The sequence below is a fragment of the Paenibacillus sp. J31R98 genome, assembly GCF_056269245.1.
In genome coordinates this window covers 1,666,641-1,680,675 of record NZ_JBWDNO010000001.1, presented here as the reverse complement: position 1 = coordinate 1,680,675, position 14,035 = coordinate 1,666,641, and the positions used below count along the sequence as shown (strand labels likewise).

At 47.8% G+C, this 14,035-nt stretch carries 13 protein-coding genes; 9 read left to right on the top strand and 4 right to left on the bottom strand.

What is annotated here, in order from left to right; translation table 11 throughout:
- Positions 1-105 precede the first annotated feature (105 nt).
- The 4 genes from AC0YNX_RS07580 to AC0YNX_RS07565 all read left to right on the top strand — a co-directional run bounded on the left by AC0YNX_RS07580 (position 106) and on the right by AC0YNX_RS07565 (position 3,971).
- Positions 106-1,437 (top strand): spore germination protein, encoded by a 1,332-nt coding sequence (locus tag AC0YNX_RS07580; protein ID WP_475815014.1) that lies wholly within the window; start codon positions 106-108, stop codon positions 1,435-1,437.
- Complete coding sequence (locus tag AC0YNX_RS07575; RefSeq protein WP_475815013.1) at positions 1,434-2,543, top strand: GerAB/ArcD/ProY family transporter; 1,110 nt, start codon at positions 1,434-1,436, stop codon at positions 2,541-2,543. The genes AC0YNX_RS07580 and AC0YNX_RS07575 overlap by 4 nt, the downstream gene beginning before the upstream one ends.
- Positions 2,540-3,637, top strand: a complete 1,098-nt coding sequence (locus tag AC0YNX_RS07570; RefSeq protein WP_475815012.1) for a Ger(x)C family spore germination protein — start codon at positions 2,540-2,542, stop codon at positions 3,635-3,637. Before AC0YNX_RS07575 ends, AC0YNX_RS07570 begins: the two co-directional genes overlap by 4 nt.
- 112 nt (positions 3,638-3,749) lie before the next feature.
- Positions 3,750-3,971: a hypothetical protein gene (locus AC0YNX_RS07565; protein ID WP_475815011.1), complete on the top strand. Its 222-nt coding sequence runs from the start codon at positions 3,750-3,752 to the stop codon at positions 3,969-3,971.
- A gap of 53 nt (positions 3,972-4,024) precedes the next feature.
- Here the strand turns inward: AC0YNX_RS07565 and AC0YNX_RS07560 are convergent, their stop codons facing one another.
- The 3 genes from AC0YNX_RS07560 to AC0YNX_RS07550 are packed head-to-tail and all read right to left on the bottom strand — an operon-like array spanning position 4,025 to position 7,489.
- Entirely contained in the window at positions 4,025-5,077 is a 1,053-nt protein-coding gene (locus AC0YNX_RS07560) for a Ger(x)C family spore germination protein (protein ID WP_475815010.1), read from the bottom strand.
- Positions 5,074-6,171 carry a GerAB/ArcD/ProY family transporter gene (locus AC0YNX_RS07555; protein WP_475815009.1) on the bottom strand — a complete coding sequence of 366 codons (1,098 nt, stop codon included), beginning with the start codon at positions 6,169-6,171 and terminating at the stop codon, positions 5,074-5,076. The genes AC0YNX_RS07560 and AC0YNX_RS07555 overlap by 4 nt, the downstream gene beginning before the upstream one ends.
- A gap of 1 nt (position 6,172) precedes the next feature.
- Positions 6,173-7,489 (bottom strand): spore germination protein, encoded by a 1,317-nt coding sequence (locus tag AC0YNX_RS07550; RefSeq protein WP_475815008.1) that lies wholly within the window; start codon positions 7,487-7,489, stop codon positions 6,173-6,175.
- Positions 7,490-7,663: 174 nt separating this feature from the next.
- On the opposite strand from AC0YNX_RS07550, the gene AC0YNX_RS07545 reads away from it, so the two are divergent.
- The 5 genes from AC0YNX_RS07545 (at position 7,664) to AC0YNX_RS07525 (ending at position 12,842) form a co-directional block, all read left to right on the top strand.
- Positions 7,664-8,242, top strand: coding sequence for a TetR/AcrR family transcriptional regulator (locus tag AC0YNX_RS07545; protein ID WP_475815007.1), 579 nt, complete (start codon positions 7,664-7,666; stop codon positions 8,240-8,242).
- A 57-nt stretch (positions 8,243-8,299) separates the two neighbouring features.
- Positions 8,300-9,706, top strand: a complete 1,407-nt coding sequence (locus AC0YNX_RS07540; RefSeq protein ID WP_475815006.1) for an MFS transporter — start codon at positions 8,300-8,302, stop codon at positions 9,704-9,706.
- A gap of 138 nt (positions 9,707-9,844) precedes the next feature.
- Entirely contained in the window at positions 9,845-11,422 is a 1,578-nt protein-coding gene (locus AC0YNX_RS07535; protein ID WP_475815005.1) for a spore germination protein, read from the top strand.
- A gap of 14 nt (positions 11,423-11,436) precedes the next feature.
- A complete protein-coding gene (locus AC0YNX_RS07530; RefSeq protein ID WP_475815004.1) occupies positions 11,437-12,615 on the top strand; it encodes a Ger(x)C family spore germination protein in 1,179 nt (392 codons plus the stop codon).
- Positions 12,612-12,842 (top strand): hypothetical protein, encoded by a 231-nt coding sequence (locus AC0YNX_RS07525; protein WP_475815003.1) that lies wholly within the window; start codon positions 12,612-12,614, stop codon positions 12,840-12,842. Before AC0YNX_RS07530 ends, AC0YNX_RS07525 begins: the two co-directional genes overlap by 4 nt.
- On the opposite strand, the gene AC0YNX_RS07520 is transcribed toward AC0YNX_RS07525, so the two are convergent.
- Positions 12,831-13,967, bottom strand: a complete 1,137-nt coding sequence (locus tag AC0YNX_RS07520; protein WP_475815002.1) for a GerAB/ArcD/ProY family transporter — start codon at positions 13,965-13,967, stop codon at positions 12,831-12,833. The genes AC0YNX_RS07525 and AC0YNX_RS07520 overlap by 12 nt on opposite strands.
- Positions 13,968-14,035 lie beyond the last annotated feature (68 nt).

Genomic DNA, 14,035 nt, shown 5'->3' with positions numbered 1-14,035 from the left:
GCGAAGTGATCGAAGGCGGGCAGATTACGGTATTGCAGCTGTAGTCATAATTTTCCTTAAGGTGGAAATTATAACTGGTATCTCACACAAAGGATTCGATTATCGATGCCTGCGAAACTAAACACCATCCAAAGCCAACTGCACCATACAGAGGATCTCATTGTCAGGGAATTCGAGATGAGCGGCTTGCCGGTACTCTTGCTATATATTGAAACACTCAGCGATCCATCGAAGATTGAAATCAGCTTATTCAAGCAGTGGTTTCAATCCTTATCCGCTGATTATGAGAAGATGGAATTGAGATACTTGCCGACGGCTGCCGATGTAGGCGTATGCCGCAACGCGGAGCAGGCTGTTCAAGCTTTATTAAGCGGAAAAGCGTTGATCGGACACAATGGCGCTGACGATGTTTGGTATTCTGTGAATGTTGACCAAGCGAATGTACGATCCATACAAGAGCCGGATAATGAACGCTCCCTCGTTGGCGAGAGGGCTGGTTTTGTCGAGCAACTCAATGTGAATTTGAACCTCATTCGCAAACGGGCTTCATCAGGCCGTGTGAAGGTGCATTATCATTCGCTTGGACGAGAGTCGCTGCATCGGGTCGCCGTCGTTTGGAAAGAGGGAGTTGCGGATGAAGCGATCGTTGCCGAAACCATTCGCCGCGTGAAGGAAGTGAATACGGAGCTGGAAGTCCATCCGGGCCGATTGGAAAGAAAGCTGAAAACCGCGAAGTATTCCATATTCCCGCAAGTGTATGGCACAGAACGTATCGATATGGCGACGAGCCTTGTTATGCAGGGGCGAGTCGCCGTACTTTGCGATCAGAGCTCGACCTGTCTTATCGTTCCTACTTCATTTTATACCTTTCTGAGGTCAATCGATTCCGTGCTGTTAGGTCCAATGTCCGCCATCTTATTACAGACCTTAAGGGCAATCGGCATCATACTCAGTCTGTATATCTGCAGCTTATACATCGCGACCACGAGTTTCCATTATGAAGTCCTTCCTTCGCAGATGGCAATTAGCGTCAAGAGCTCGCTCGAGAACGTACCTTATTCTCCGATCGTGGAAGCTGTGATGATGATTGTCATTTTTCAGCTCATCGCGGAAGCTACGATCCGTTTGCCTTCTCATATTGCACAGATGGTGGGCGTTGCCGGCGGGATCATCGTTAGCGAATCACTCGTCAAGATCGGCTTCGTCTCCAATATATACATTGTTATCGTCGCATTATCGATGATTGGATCCTTCTTGATTCCAACTTATCAGATGCGCAACTTTACTTTAGTCGTCCAACTTATGCTCGTCTTTGGCGCTTGGATATTGGGATTTTACGGAATAACGCTTATATCGATCCTATTGCTAATTCATTTCTTCGCGCTTGAAACGTTCGGAGTTCCATACTGCATGCCGATAAGGAGTAGAGCGAAATGAGCGGGAAAGGGCAAAGAATCGGATCGTTTCAGTTGTTCTGCATCGTCATTCAAGCGCAATTCGGCTCTGCAATCATCTCCATTGCGAACGCATTAAACGAGAAATCCGGTACTGGGGCATGGGTGTCCTGTTTAGTCGGTGGAGCGATGAATTGCATATTCGTATACTTCATATGGAAGCTGGCAAGCGGGTCGGGGGAGACCAATGCCTTTCAATCGCTTGTGAGCCGTATTGGAAGCTGGGGCCGCATCTATCTGGTCTTGCTGTCAGCCTTCTACGCCATAATCGCATACGTGATCTTGACAAATTGGCTTTACACCACGACTCTATGGGCCTATCCGAAGACGCCGGACTGGTTCTTGCTCCTGCTGATGCTTTCGATAACGCTCTATTTGATCATGCAATCGACTGTGGCGTATGCGAGATTTGCCGTTTTCTCGACATTCTTTATCACGTTATTCATCGCGTGCTCTGCTTACCTGCTGAAGTTTTGGAATCCATACTACCTGCTGCCGGTATTTGAAGCTGGACCGGGAAGCATATGGAACGGTTCGATCATTATCGTGTTAGCGTTAATGGGCGTCGAAGTTCTCTTGCTCAAGCTTCGCTATTATCCGGCTGCAGAAGCGAAGAAAGCACTGCGCATTGCGTTATACGCCAATGGCACAACGACGCTGTTCTATGCGTTTATCGTATTCTCCTCGACAGCCTTGTTTGGTAAAGAAACCATCTCCATGATCAGGGAACCGCTATTGTATCAAATGAAGGCGATCTCGCTCGACATCATCGAGAGAATCGATTTGTTGTTAATTTCGGTATGGAATTTATTTATTATCACCTCGTTATATTCTTATTTGCTCCTGTTCATTTCGTCCGTTTCCGCATTATTAAAGCGACAAGAAGAGGTTCCGCCGAAGCTGGCTATCGTATGCTGCGTTCTCTTGTATATCGCCTGTCTGTGGAAAATCACCTCAGCGCAATTGGATTGGCTGCTGGGCATGATCAGTCAATATGGAGGAGCTGTATCCTTCATGCTGATCTGTTGCATGCTGCTCATATTTACACTCACTGGAGGGGTTTCCAGATCAGGAGGACGAGCAAAGTGAAGAAACGCGCCGCTATGCTACTGTTTTTGTTATTGCCTTTAATAAGCGGATGCTGGGATCAACGACAGCTGAAAAATATTCGAACAGTTCATACTGCGGGCATTGACCGACTCGATAACAACCGTGTAAAGTTGACAGTTTCCATACCAACAGTAAAGACTTCATTAGAAGCTCAGGGACATGTCGTTACACCTCGAGTAAGCGGCGTGGGACATTCAGTGCAGGAGGCGATCTTTGAGCTGCAGAGGGTCATCTCTCAGCATATGGATATGCGAGAAATCAGAGTGCTCCTGATTAACGAGAAATTCGCGAGTAATGATCTGTATGAAGCCATTGACTTCTTTAACCGTGAAGCTGCTTATCCGATTGATGTCGCTTTGATCATCGTCAAAGAATCAGCCGCTCGCATCGTTCAGCTTGATATTGAGGATCGATCGTTAATTAGCGAGTATTTATTCGATCTAGTCGTGAGTGGGGAGCAGGAAGGCATAATACCTAGGAAATCTCCGTTTCTGTTCACCTCGACTCTGTTCACCCCTGGCATCGACAATATGCTTCCGTATATGAGTCCGAAATCGGGTAGCAATCGAGTTCGAATCGATGGGATCGCTTTGATGCATGGCAAGAAAATGACGGGAAAGCTTAACGTCGATCTCTCAAGAATGTTTGTTATGTTATTTCCCAAGAAATCTGAAGGTTCGCTCACTGAACCAATCGGTCCGGATCAATCTTATTCGAGTTTTAATTTTGTCACTTCGTCTCAACGAATGAAGATAAGCAGGGATAACGGCATCAGCGCAGACATCGATGTTACATTAAGATGCGCGCTCCAAGACAACCCTTCCGGAGCTAAAGTGACGGGCGCGGTCGTGCGGAGCATGCAGAAGGAGTTGGAGAAACTTCTAAACAATCGTGCCCAAACCATGATCAAACAGCTGCAGCAAGCGAACTGCGACGGATTCGGCATCGGGCTGCGATTGAAGGCGTTACACAACAAGACGTGGAAAACGTTGAATTGGGAAGAAGAATATCCGAAGATCGAAATTCACCCCCATGTCCATGTGACAATCGAGAATCACGGCTTATTCAATTGATGCTTGCTTGCAGCTACTCGCGAATTAACTTGTCACGAAAATCCGCTTACTCGCATATTAGAGAATGTAGCGTCTAAGCGGCGCGGAGATGAGGAAGCGGGAGGCAGGTTCAATGCTGGAAGCTTTCGTTGAGTTTCTGATCGAGCTGTTAGCGGAAGGGATTGTCTGGTTTCTGCTCTTTAGCTCGTGGGTCTGGTTCGTAATTATGGGATTCAGCTGGTTGTTGTACGCGCTTATCGATACGCATACGCTGCTCTGGATCTGCATGGGGATTTCAATTTGGTGGTTCATTACACTGCTTGTACCCGTAGAGACTAAAGATAACACATGGTAGCTTGTCTATAAGTATAATAAACCCTGGTCGAAGGACCAGGGTTTCCTGCTGTCTTATGGAGATTTCAAATCACCGGTATTGCGGACGATTGTCTTCACGTTAAGCTCAATCTGCAGCTGAGGCAGATATTTCGTCCGCCATTTCGCTAGCTCCGGTCTTGGGAGATCATCGCGGAAATGTTGGCCAAGTCCAAAAATATCAGCTTTATCTTCCCGAACTTTCTTGAAGATCTGATCAAACCGCGTTTTCACAAGCGCTTGCAGCTCTGATTTAATCAGCTCCGTCGAGGGATTGCCCTTGGTGTCGATAAGAATAACTTTTAAGTACAAGGTGCTCTTCAAGACAGGTTTGCCGTCCTTGAACTTGCCTCGATTATGGATGCGGCTGCTGACGATTTGAACGGTGCAATGTCCCATCACCTCGATTTTCCCCATCATGTTGTCGCCATTAAATACATTATAGAGCAACGTCTGCTCGTTCTTTAATCGCCCAACCATGGCGCCGTTCTTCATAATGGCAGCGCCCGTGCTTTCAAGAACGGTCGTATCGCCGGATTTAATAACCGGGAGAACAACGTCATTGGTGTAGGAGTGGATGCTGCGGAATATTTTCCAGACATGGGTATATGCAATTTGGGGACTCCAGCCAGCATCCTTCTGGAAGAAGTCATAGATCGATTTGCCATCATTGGACTGGGCATTGATATGATCGAAGAAACGTCCAAGAGGCTCGTCACAAATTACAAACACTGTCTTCGGTGCGATATAACGTGATCGAATGATGCTCGCAATTCCGTCTTCCAGACCATGCCGAGCGAAGGTTTTATCGGCAATAATCACTTTCAGATGAAGCAGATCAACCTGACTCTCCAGATTCATGCTGATTCGATCAATCACCTCATTGATAGACTTGCCGGTATCCGAGTAGACCTGAATGCCTTTTTCTTGACTGCTCACTTTCGGAATATCCAGGTAGACGGTATAGTTCCCATCCTTATAAGCAATACCCATGGCGATTGGCAAAGCTCGGTGGTTGATGTCTTTGTTATCCCAACAGCCACTGAGCATAAGCAGGAGCATGGCTGCCGCGCAGAACTTCAGCTTCATGATGATTTCAGCTCACGTTTCATTTGCTTGTGATGGATCCGTCCAAGCACGAAGATGATCGTAGGGGTAACGATCGATACATAGATGCGCAGGACCGTATTCCATTGGAAGAAGTGGTCTACGATCTTCCAATCCGGAATGATTATGCAGACGATGTACACGATAACTAGCACAATGGACACGATGTAGATCGGCTTTATTTTCATCACACTGGTGTGAAGCGTATAACTTATCTGCCAGATGGTGTAAGCGATGAGAAGGAAGCTGAATGCGATGAGACTCATGAGCAAGAATACGGTCACACGGTCAAACATCAACCAGTCGATCTCGAGGGTATCAACCGTGAATATATAGGGATATTGAAGCTGCAAGGCCGTCTCTTCGCCAAGTGTTAGAATCGGGACGTAGACCGCAATGAGATAGAGCGGCAAGAGCACCAAGCTGCTGATAAATATGGACTTCATCTTCACTGTTGCAAATGTTGGGAAGAATCCGAGAAGTAAGAATACACCTGTAAAAGCGAATAGGCTCTTATAGAACGAAGGCTGGGCGAGATAATTGGCAGCTTCCGCACTAGGAATTAAGGGAAGCACATAACGCCAGTCGATATTCTGGAACGATGCTGTGAGCACAAGCAGAGTCGGTATAGCAAATAAGAAGGTCAATAAGATCCCTAATCGCAGGAGACTATTTACGCCGCCGCTGATAACCATATATCCCGGAATGAGCAGCAGCAGCAGCATGAGCATCCATAGCGGTGTATTGGCTAGACATATGATAGATACAATCTCCGCATTAGCCCGCACCATCAAGATGATCACGCCAAGTAAATAGAGAAGTACAGGAATCAGAGTGATCCAAGCGATTAATTTATGGCTTCCCTTCAAGATCATCACGATATTCTTCTTGCCTTCGAAGTAGCTGAGACCTTTCAAATAAACATTAACGATGATCAGATGAAAGAGAAAGGCTGTAAGAATCGGCATCCAATGCGATTGTCTCGTGCTTTCAATAATATAGGTAGGAAACATGAAGAAAATTAATCCTATATGGGTGATGACGTAAGCGACCGACACGTTGAGTTGTTTCGACATATTATTCACCTTTAGGCTGCTTCAGCTGCAAATAGGGGACTCCGAGCGTGATGACGCTGGACAAGTAGGCGCAGATGATGACGATCCCTGACAGCAAGCCGGTCACACCGAACATAGCGGACAGAAACAACAGCAAATATTTAAATAATCGAATGGAATGGGAGTTCTGGTAACCAACGACTGTCGCATTCGAGATGGTAACGGCAGCAAGAACAATAATGAGCAAGCTGCTTACGAGCTTCGCTTCTACTACGGCTTCGCCCAGCACGATACCGCCTACCATCGTGACGGTTGGACCAATGCTGGAGGGAAGTCGAATAATCGCCTCCATAATCAATTCAAGGATGAGCAGCAGTAGAAGAGCTTCAATAATAGCAGGATACGGAACATCCAGTCGGCTGATTGCAATCGTATGTGCGAGCTCGTAACGGAGTACATCCGGATTAACGGAGACAATAGCTACGTATAATCCAGGTGCAATTAATGTCATTAATGCTCCGATAACACGCAGTAAGCGAAGCAGCACAGAAAATACAGGGGGATGGTTCATATCATCCTCCGTCATGAACAGGTCAGAGATTAAACTCGGCAGAATAATAGCGAATGGAAGCCGCTCGACAAAGATGACGACTTTGCCGTCTTTCATGGCCCGTGCCGCCATTTGCGGAAGCTCGGTTGCCAAGTATCTGGAGACAAGCGAGAGGTTTGAGAACTTGAATAGCTTCGACAGTTCTCTTAGATTGGTAACCTCCGCATCAAGATGGGACTGCAACGTATCCGTTATCGTGCGCAGGAGTGCGGGATCGCATGTCTGCTTAAGATAGCAGAGCATGACCCTGTTCTTCGTGATGCTTCCGCAAGAATAATGATCGATCATGAGATTGCTTGTATGCAGATGTTTGCGCAGCAGTCCGATATTGCAGTCGATGTCCTCAATGAAAGCTGAGCTCGAACCGCGAACATTATTCTCCGTCAGTGGAGTTGAGATCTGTCGGCTGAGCGGATGAGGGACAGGGATGACACGAATGCATATTCCCGTAGCGTCCTGAACCGCGATCAGCATGCCATCCAATATCTCGCTTATAACGGTTTCCACGTCCGCATGATCGGGCAATGGCTGACCGAGCTCGATGAATTGCTCGGTGGTGAAGGTTTCCTGCGCGAGCAGCGGTTCCCGGAGTAAATGAAGCGATTGAGGGAAGTTTATTAATGACTTCAAACCTGTAACGGAGATCGCTTCGCCTCCAATATGAATCCGCTGATACACGTAGTCGGGATTTGAAGAAAAGTGATCTTTCACAGCGTTCAGGGTGAACACAGGCATTCTCCTTGTGTAATAGCGTGTTTATTGCTCTGGCCGTCTGCATCTCTTTCATTATGTCCTTATTTTCCTTTCGTTATGAGATATTTTCCCTCTGACAAGCTGGCAATAATTATTCTTTACCGATCGTTCTCAATATGTTAAGATCAGTTTCGAAAGGGGGGCATGACGATGGCCAGAGCGAAAGAATTCGACGAAGATACCGTGCTGCTTAAAGCGGTGCAGCTATTCTGGAAGCAAGGCTACGAGAAGACTTCCATGTCGGATCTCGTTGAGCATATGGGCGTTCACAAGCGTAGTTTATACGACACGTTTGGCGACAAGCATTCTCTGTATATGAAAGCATTGCAGCGTTACGATCAGATGATTGCTCATCGTTATGTCATTAAACCGGAGCAATCTCCAATTGAAGCCATACGCGCCATGTTCGAGCGAACAGTGAGACAGAAGGAAGACGGCACTCCGATGGGCTGCTTGTTCGTTAATACTGCGGTGGAGCTTTCTTTGCACGACGATGAATGCAGAGATATGGTCAATCAACGATTGAATCGTTCGGAGCAGTTCATCCGGCAGCTCATTGAAGCAGGACAGCAGTCGGGAGATATCGATGCGAAATGGAATGCAGAATGGCTGGCATCTTACTTTATTAATGCGCTGACTGGACTCAGGGTCATGGTGAAAACAACGGAAGATAGAGAGAAACTAAACCATATTGTGGATATGACGATGGCGGTTTTAGAGAAGCGATAATTTTTATGCAAATTCTAGAACGATCGTTCTCAAATTGGGAGTGGAGGGATTGGGAACATGAGTACAACCATTTCAAGAGGTAAACCAAGTAAAGCAATAAATGCATTAAATACCAGCACAACAATAGAGACAACAGCTGGCATGAAAAATGAAAAATCAATAAAACTTATTCTAGGCATCACCGTAGTGCTAGTCATTATGAATACGATGATGTTCAACTTGGCGCTTCCTAATGTAGCCGCACAATTCGCGCTAAGTCCTTCGACGACGTCATGGATCGTCACAGGCTATTCCATCCTGTTCGCAATCGCATCGATTACGTACAGCAGGCTGTCTGATTTCATTCCGATTCGCAAGTTGTTTATCGCAGCGCTTCTTTCCATAAGCCTCGGTTCCATCATAGGCATATTCAGCAACAACTTCGGCGTATTGCTCGGCGCAAGGCTCATTCAAGCGGCAGGCGCAGGCGCGATTCCGTCTCTGGGCATGGTCCTGTTGACTCGTTACATTCCGGTATCCCGCAGGGGCCTCGCCATGTCCGGCGTACTGTCTTCCATTGCATTAGGTCTCGGACTTGGTCCTGTTGTCGGTGGATTCGTAGTCCAATATTTGGGCTGGCATTTCCTCTTCGGCATTACTGGTCTTAACCTGCTGCTGATTCCGCTGTATTATTTCATGCTGCCGGAAGAGAAGCCAGCTCGCGGTTCGTTTGACTTCATTGGAGCGATCCTGATCGGTACGGGAACAACCAGCTTGCTGTTATTCCTCACTTCGAAGAGTTTAATCGCATTAATTATCGGAATCATTGCCCTTATTCTATTCACCATTCGGATTCGCACCACAGCTAATCCGTTCGTATTGCCGGCATTATTCGGAGACAAGAAGTACCTGGCGTTAGTGGGTATCGTAATTGGCGCATATATGGTTAGCTTCTCGTTCCTGTTCATCGCGCCACAACTGTTGTCGCATGTTTACAAGTTGACTCCGGGCGATTCTGGTCTCGTGTTGTTCCCAGGTGCGATACTGGCGATGGTCGTATCGAACCGAGTTGGCCGAATTATCGACCGTTTTGGCAACAAGGGTCTGATTCGTATCGCGCCGTTCGTGCTGCTTGGATCGATCATACTGATGGCGTTGACCGCGACATATTCCTACATTCTAGTTGCCGTCGTCTACATTCTGATCAGTGTGAGCTTCACTTCCATCAGCAGCGCTGTATCGAATGAGCTTTCACGCTTGCTTCCGAAGGAGCGAATCGGTTCAGGTATGGGACTCTTCCAGCTGCTGCAGTTCTTCAGCGGCGCGTTCGGTGTCGCATTATCGGGCAGCGCACTCGTATGGCAGAAGTCGCTTCCGCAAGTACGCGCATTTGATAATATTATTTGGGGATTGACTGTTGTTGCACTGTTATCCATTGTAAGTGCATGGTTATACCGTAAGTTTACTGCCGTTCGAGCTGCTTAATGCTTGTGGCAGCAACGGATGGATGATAAGGGAAGCCCGCGGATTCCGCGGGCTTCTTTGTTGTTTTGCGCAGAATAAGTTCTTTTTCGCCAGGGGAAAATGACGTTACAGCTTATGTGCTGAGGTACGGAGGTTGACATGACAAGGTTGAGAAAATGGCAGCGCAAGCAATCGAGACATCCCGTTATTGCGGAGATGGCTGCATCTGAGCTCGATGAAAGCGTCACGGTATCGCCGAGCTTGGAGGAGGATGAGCACGTATTGCGCGAGGTATTCGACAATTGTTCGGATATCATCTTTCGTAAAGTGCGCCGCGGCGAGGATGAGAAGCAAGAATGGATGGTCATCTACATATCCAGTCTTGTCGATGAGCAGCTCATTGACGATCATATCCTAAAACCTGTGATTACCCTGTCCTCGGACAAGCGGTTGTCAATTGAGGAATGTGCGAGTGAAATCCTTACAGCCGGTTCGATTGAAGTGACGGCAAGCATGAAGGTTATCGTCCGCAAGCTGCTAAGCGGCTATGCCATCGTATTTGCGCAAGCCGAGCATCAAGCGATGATGGTCAAAGCAAGCGAAACGAAGCAGCGCAGCCTTGAAGAGCCTTCATCCGAGCCGGTTATTCGCGGTCCACGCGATGGGTTTATCGAGAATATTGCTACGAATCTGGGGTTATTGCGCAGCCGATTGAAGACCTCGCGACTCAAGACGGAAGCCGTCACGTTAGGAGAGCTGACCCAAACTCAGATCGTTATTGTCTATATCGAAGGGCTCGCAGGGGAGCCTCTGCTCGAAGAAGTACGGAAACGGGTGAAGCGGATTCAAGTTGACGGGATTCTCGATTCCGGTTATTTGGAAGAGTTCATCGAAGATTCCCCTTATTCACCATTTCCCTCCTTACATAGTACGGAGAGACCGGATGTTGCCGCATCCGAGCTGCTCGAGGGAAGAGTCGTTATCCTCGTTGATACGACTCCGTTCGCGCTTATTGCTCCAATGACGCTCTGGGCCGGACTTCAAGCAAGCGAGGATTATTATATCCGCTGGCCCATTGCTACCTTCGTTCGCTGGATTCGGTTTCTATTTGTCTTCATCGCCATATTCGCTCCGCCTCTATATGTGGCGATCACGACCTTCCATCAGGAAATGATCCCGACGAATCTTGTGATAAGCATTGCCTCCGCCAGAGAAGCCGTTCCGTTCCCGGCATTACTGGAAGCGCTGCTGATGGAGATCATATTCGAAGCCTTGCGCGAGGCAGGAATCCGATTGCCGAAACAGATCGGCCAAGCCGTTAGTATCGTGGGCGCTCTCGTAATCGGGCAGGCGGCCGTCCAAGCGGGAATCATCTCCGCGCCAGTTGTCATCATCGTGTCCATTACGGGTATCGCAGCGTTCACTATTCCAAGGTATAGCTTCGCGAATGGAATCCGATTATTGCGATTTCCAATGCTTTTCTTAGCAGGGACACTTGGGCTATATGGCATTGTGCTTGGCTTTATTGGCATTCTGCTGCATGTGTCCATGCTGCGGTCATTTGGCGTGCCGTACTTCACCCCGGTTTCATCAGCTAGCTTGAAGGATATTCTGATCCGCTCACCAATATGGTCACGAACACTTCGGCCTGAGTTTTCGGGAGTCAATGAAGCAGTCCGAGAGCCATCAGGACAGAAGCCAAGTCCAGCACGAGGAAAACCGTCTCAGGGCGATTAGAAAGGAACAGCGTTATGAAACGTATCCGATATATATGGCTGCTCGGAAGCATGGTGCTCTTGGGCGGATGCTGGGATCGCACGGAGATTAACGACTTAGCATTCGCTTCCGGTGCGGCTTTCGATTTAACGAAGGACGGGCAATACATCCTATCCCTGCAAATTGCGATTCCAAGCGGTGGGGCAGGAGGCGGTGGCGGCATGCAAGGAGGGGACAAGTTTTTTGTCTTATCCGCCGCTGGCAGGAATGCAAACGAAGCGTTCGAGATCATTCAGAAGAAGAGCTCGCGCCGGTTATTTACGGCCCATCGCAGCGTTATCTTTATCGGCGAGTCATTAGGCAGGCATGGCATTAACGATGTGCTCGATGTATTCGCGCATGATCCGAGGCAGCGGTTGAAGACTTATATCATGGTCGTGAAAGGGGAAGAAGGGAAGAAAATCCTAGAGACGAGATATCCGTTCGAGCAAGTGCCAATCGAGTCCATTAAGGAACTGGAAGGGCTGCGAACCGAGCTGTCCGTCACTTTGCGGGATTACTTCATCGCTGCATCAAGCCAAGGCATTAGCCCCGTTATGGGTGTTATCAAGACGGAAACCGAATCGGATTCACAAGAGGGCGAAGACGGCCACAAGCTGTTCAAGCAAGCCGGTTCCGCGATATTCAAGGACTCCAAGCTCGTAGGATTCCTTGATGGTAATGAAACGAGCGGTTTTCTATGGGCAACGGGTCGGATGAAATCTGGCCGTCCAAATGTAGATCTGCCTAATGGCCAAGGTAATGTAGGCTTGCTGCTGAGCCATACGAATCGAAGGATGAAAACGTATGTGAACGGAGACAAAACCAAAGTGATCATTCAAGTCGAGGGGAAAGGCAGTCTCGTTGAGAATAACTCCCGTATCGATATAAGCAGACCGAAGAATCGCGCGCTTGTTGAGAAGGTATTCGAGAAGTCCATTCAAGCGCAAATTCGCCAAGTGTTTGAGAAGCTGCAGAAGCAATATCATGTAGATAGCCTGGGAATTGGTCAAGAGATATATCGGAATCACCCGAAGGAGTGGAAACGACTGCAGAGCCAATGGGACGATAAGTTTCAGGAGACTGAAGTGGTCATAACCGTTAAGCTGACCATAGAAGGCGTTGGCATGGCAGGACCACCGCTGCAGCTTCAAGAGAAGGAGATTATCAAATGATTGCTCAGCTTATCGGATACATCTTGATGCTCGCTGTTTGGTCAATATTGAGTATTCGCTCATTCGTGATAAAGAAGAAAAATAAAGAAGCCGCCCTATATGGCGGCTTATTGGTTCTTGCTGCGGTTCTCGGGTCTTTGTGCATTGCGAAGGTGGAGCTGCCAAGCTTTATTGTCCCATTCCAGCTGCTGTTCGAGCCCATCGGTATGAAGCTGTTAGGCCGCTGAGCTGGTTGTTTTCTTCCGGATCGTTCTTTGAACCGTGTCAATTAGTAATAGCATTAGTGGCAAGAACGTCTGATTAAGGAACGCCAAGAGCGGGAACGTGAACACTAGATAATTGAGCAGCTCTGACGCGTTCCTGAAGATCCATATCGAGCCAAGGACGGACAACAGCGTGACGGGAAACACGATATCGCGATGACTCTGGATGCCGAAGAGTTGGCTAATACAGAGGCAAAGAATAAATAACGAAACGGACGTTTTGACAAAAGTACCCATTACCCAAATCGAGACCGCGATCGCCTCCAACCGTTCGATCGATCCTTCAATGCCGATGTATTGAATCACGCTCAAGAACGAATACGTTAATTTGCCGGTAAGCGGTCCAAGCACCATTATCGAGAGCGAAACGATAACGAAGATAATAACGGTAGTGCCCGTTAGCGCGAAATAGGAAACCTGGCGATCGCGTTTCGGATTATTTAAGTAGGGAAGCAGCCAACCTAAGATAAACAATTGATTCATGAATGCTCCTGCAGGCATAAACGCGCCATAGAGAACAGGAGTTATTCCATCTCCGAGAACGGGCTTGAGATAAGCCGGATTCGCGTCTTTGATGGCGAGGATGAACATGGGCAGCACGAACACCATAAGAAGCGGCGTTAGAAACTGATTGCATCTTCCGATGACTTCGATGCCGGCAATTGCTGCGAAGGCGCAAAGAAGAAGAAGCGAAAGACTGCCCACGAGCGTTGGGCTCTCGGGCAGCAGCAGGGTTTTGATGAATGCCGTGTGCTGCAAGGTAATGGTAGAGATGGAGACGAACCAATAGTAAATAAAATTCAGTCCTAAAATGAAACCGAACCATTTGCCGAGAATCTTTGAGCCGTATTCGATAATCGTTAGTCCTGGATAACGACGCGCGAGTGTCGTCATCACCCAAATGCTAATCACTCCGGTAATAGCGGCAGGAAACACAGACAACCATGCATCTTGTTTGGCGAACATGACCATTTGGCCAGGCACGGTCAAGTTAATGGTGGAGACGACGAACGTGTACAGAATTAAACCGAGCTGCGTTCCCGAAATCTTCTCAACGGCTGATATTTTCATGAGTTCTCCTTGCTGCACGGAAATATCTCCAAGTATTGTCTGAAAGGAAATGCTTTATACGAGTTGACTTACTATCTACTAAAAGG

Coding starts and splice junctions, on each gene's coding strand:
- AC0YNX_RS07545 (WP_475815007.1), top strand. CDS start 7,664: ATGGCCAGAGCGAAAGAATTCGACGAAGATACCGTGCTGCTTAAAGCG.
- AC0YNX_RS07575 (WP_475815013.1), top strand. CDS start 1,434: ATGAGCGGGAAAGGGCAAAGAATCGGATCGTTTCAGTTGTTCTGCATC.
- AC0YNX_RS07530 (WP_475815004.1), top strand. CDS start 11,437: ATGAAACGTATCCGATATATATGGCTGCTCGGAAGCATGGTGCTCTTG.
- AC0YNX_RS07535 (WP_475815005.1), top strand. CDS start 9,845: ATGACAAGGTTGAGAAAATGGCAGCGCAAGCAATCGAGACATCCCGTT.
- AC0YNX_RS07565 (WP_475815011.1), top strand. CDS start 3,750: ATGCTGGAAGCTTTCGTTGAGTTTCTGATCGAGCTGTTAGCGGAAGGG.
- AC0YNX_RS07580 (WP_475815014.1), top strand. CDS start 106: ATGCCTGCGAAACTAAACACCATCCAAAGCCAACTGCACCATACAGAG.
- AC0YNX_RS07525 (WP_475815003.1), top strand. CDS start 12,612: ATGATTGCTCAGCTTATCGGATACATCTTGATGCTCGCTGTTTGGTCA.
- AC0YNX_RS07560 (WP_475815010.1), bottom strand. CDS start 5,077: ATGAAGCTGAAGTTCTGCGCGGCAGCCATGCTCCTGCTTATGCTCAGT.
- AC0YNX_RS07540 (WP_475815006.1), top strand. CDS start 8,300: ATGAGTACAACCATTTCAAGAGGTAAACCAAGTAAAGCAATAAATGCA.
- AC0YNX_RS07555 (WP_475815009.1), bottom strand. CDS start 6,171: ATGTCGAAACAACTCAACGTGTCGGTCGCTTACGTCATCACCCATATA.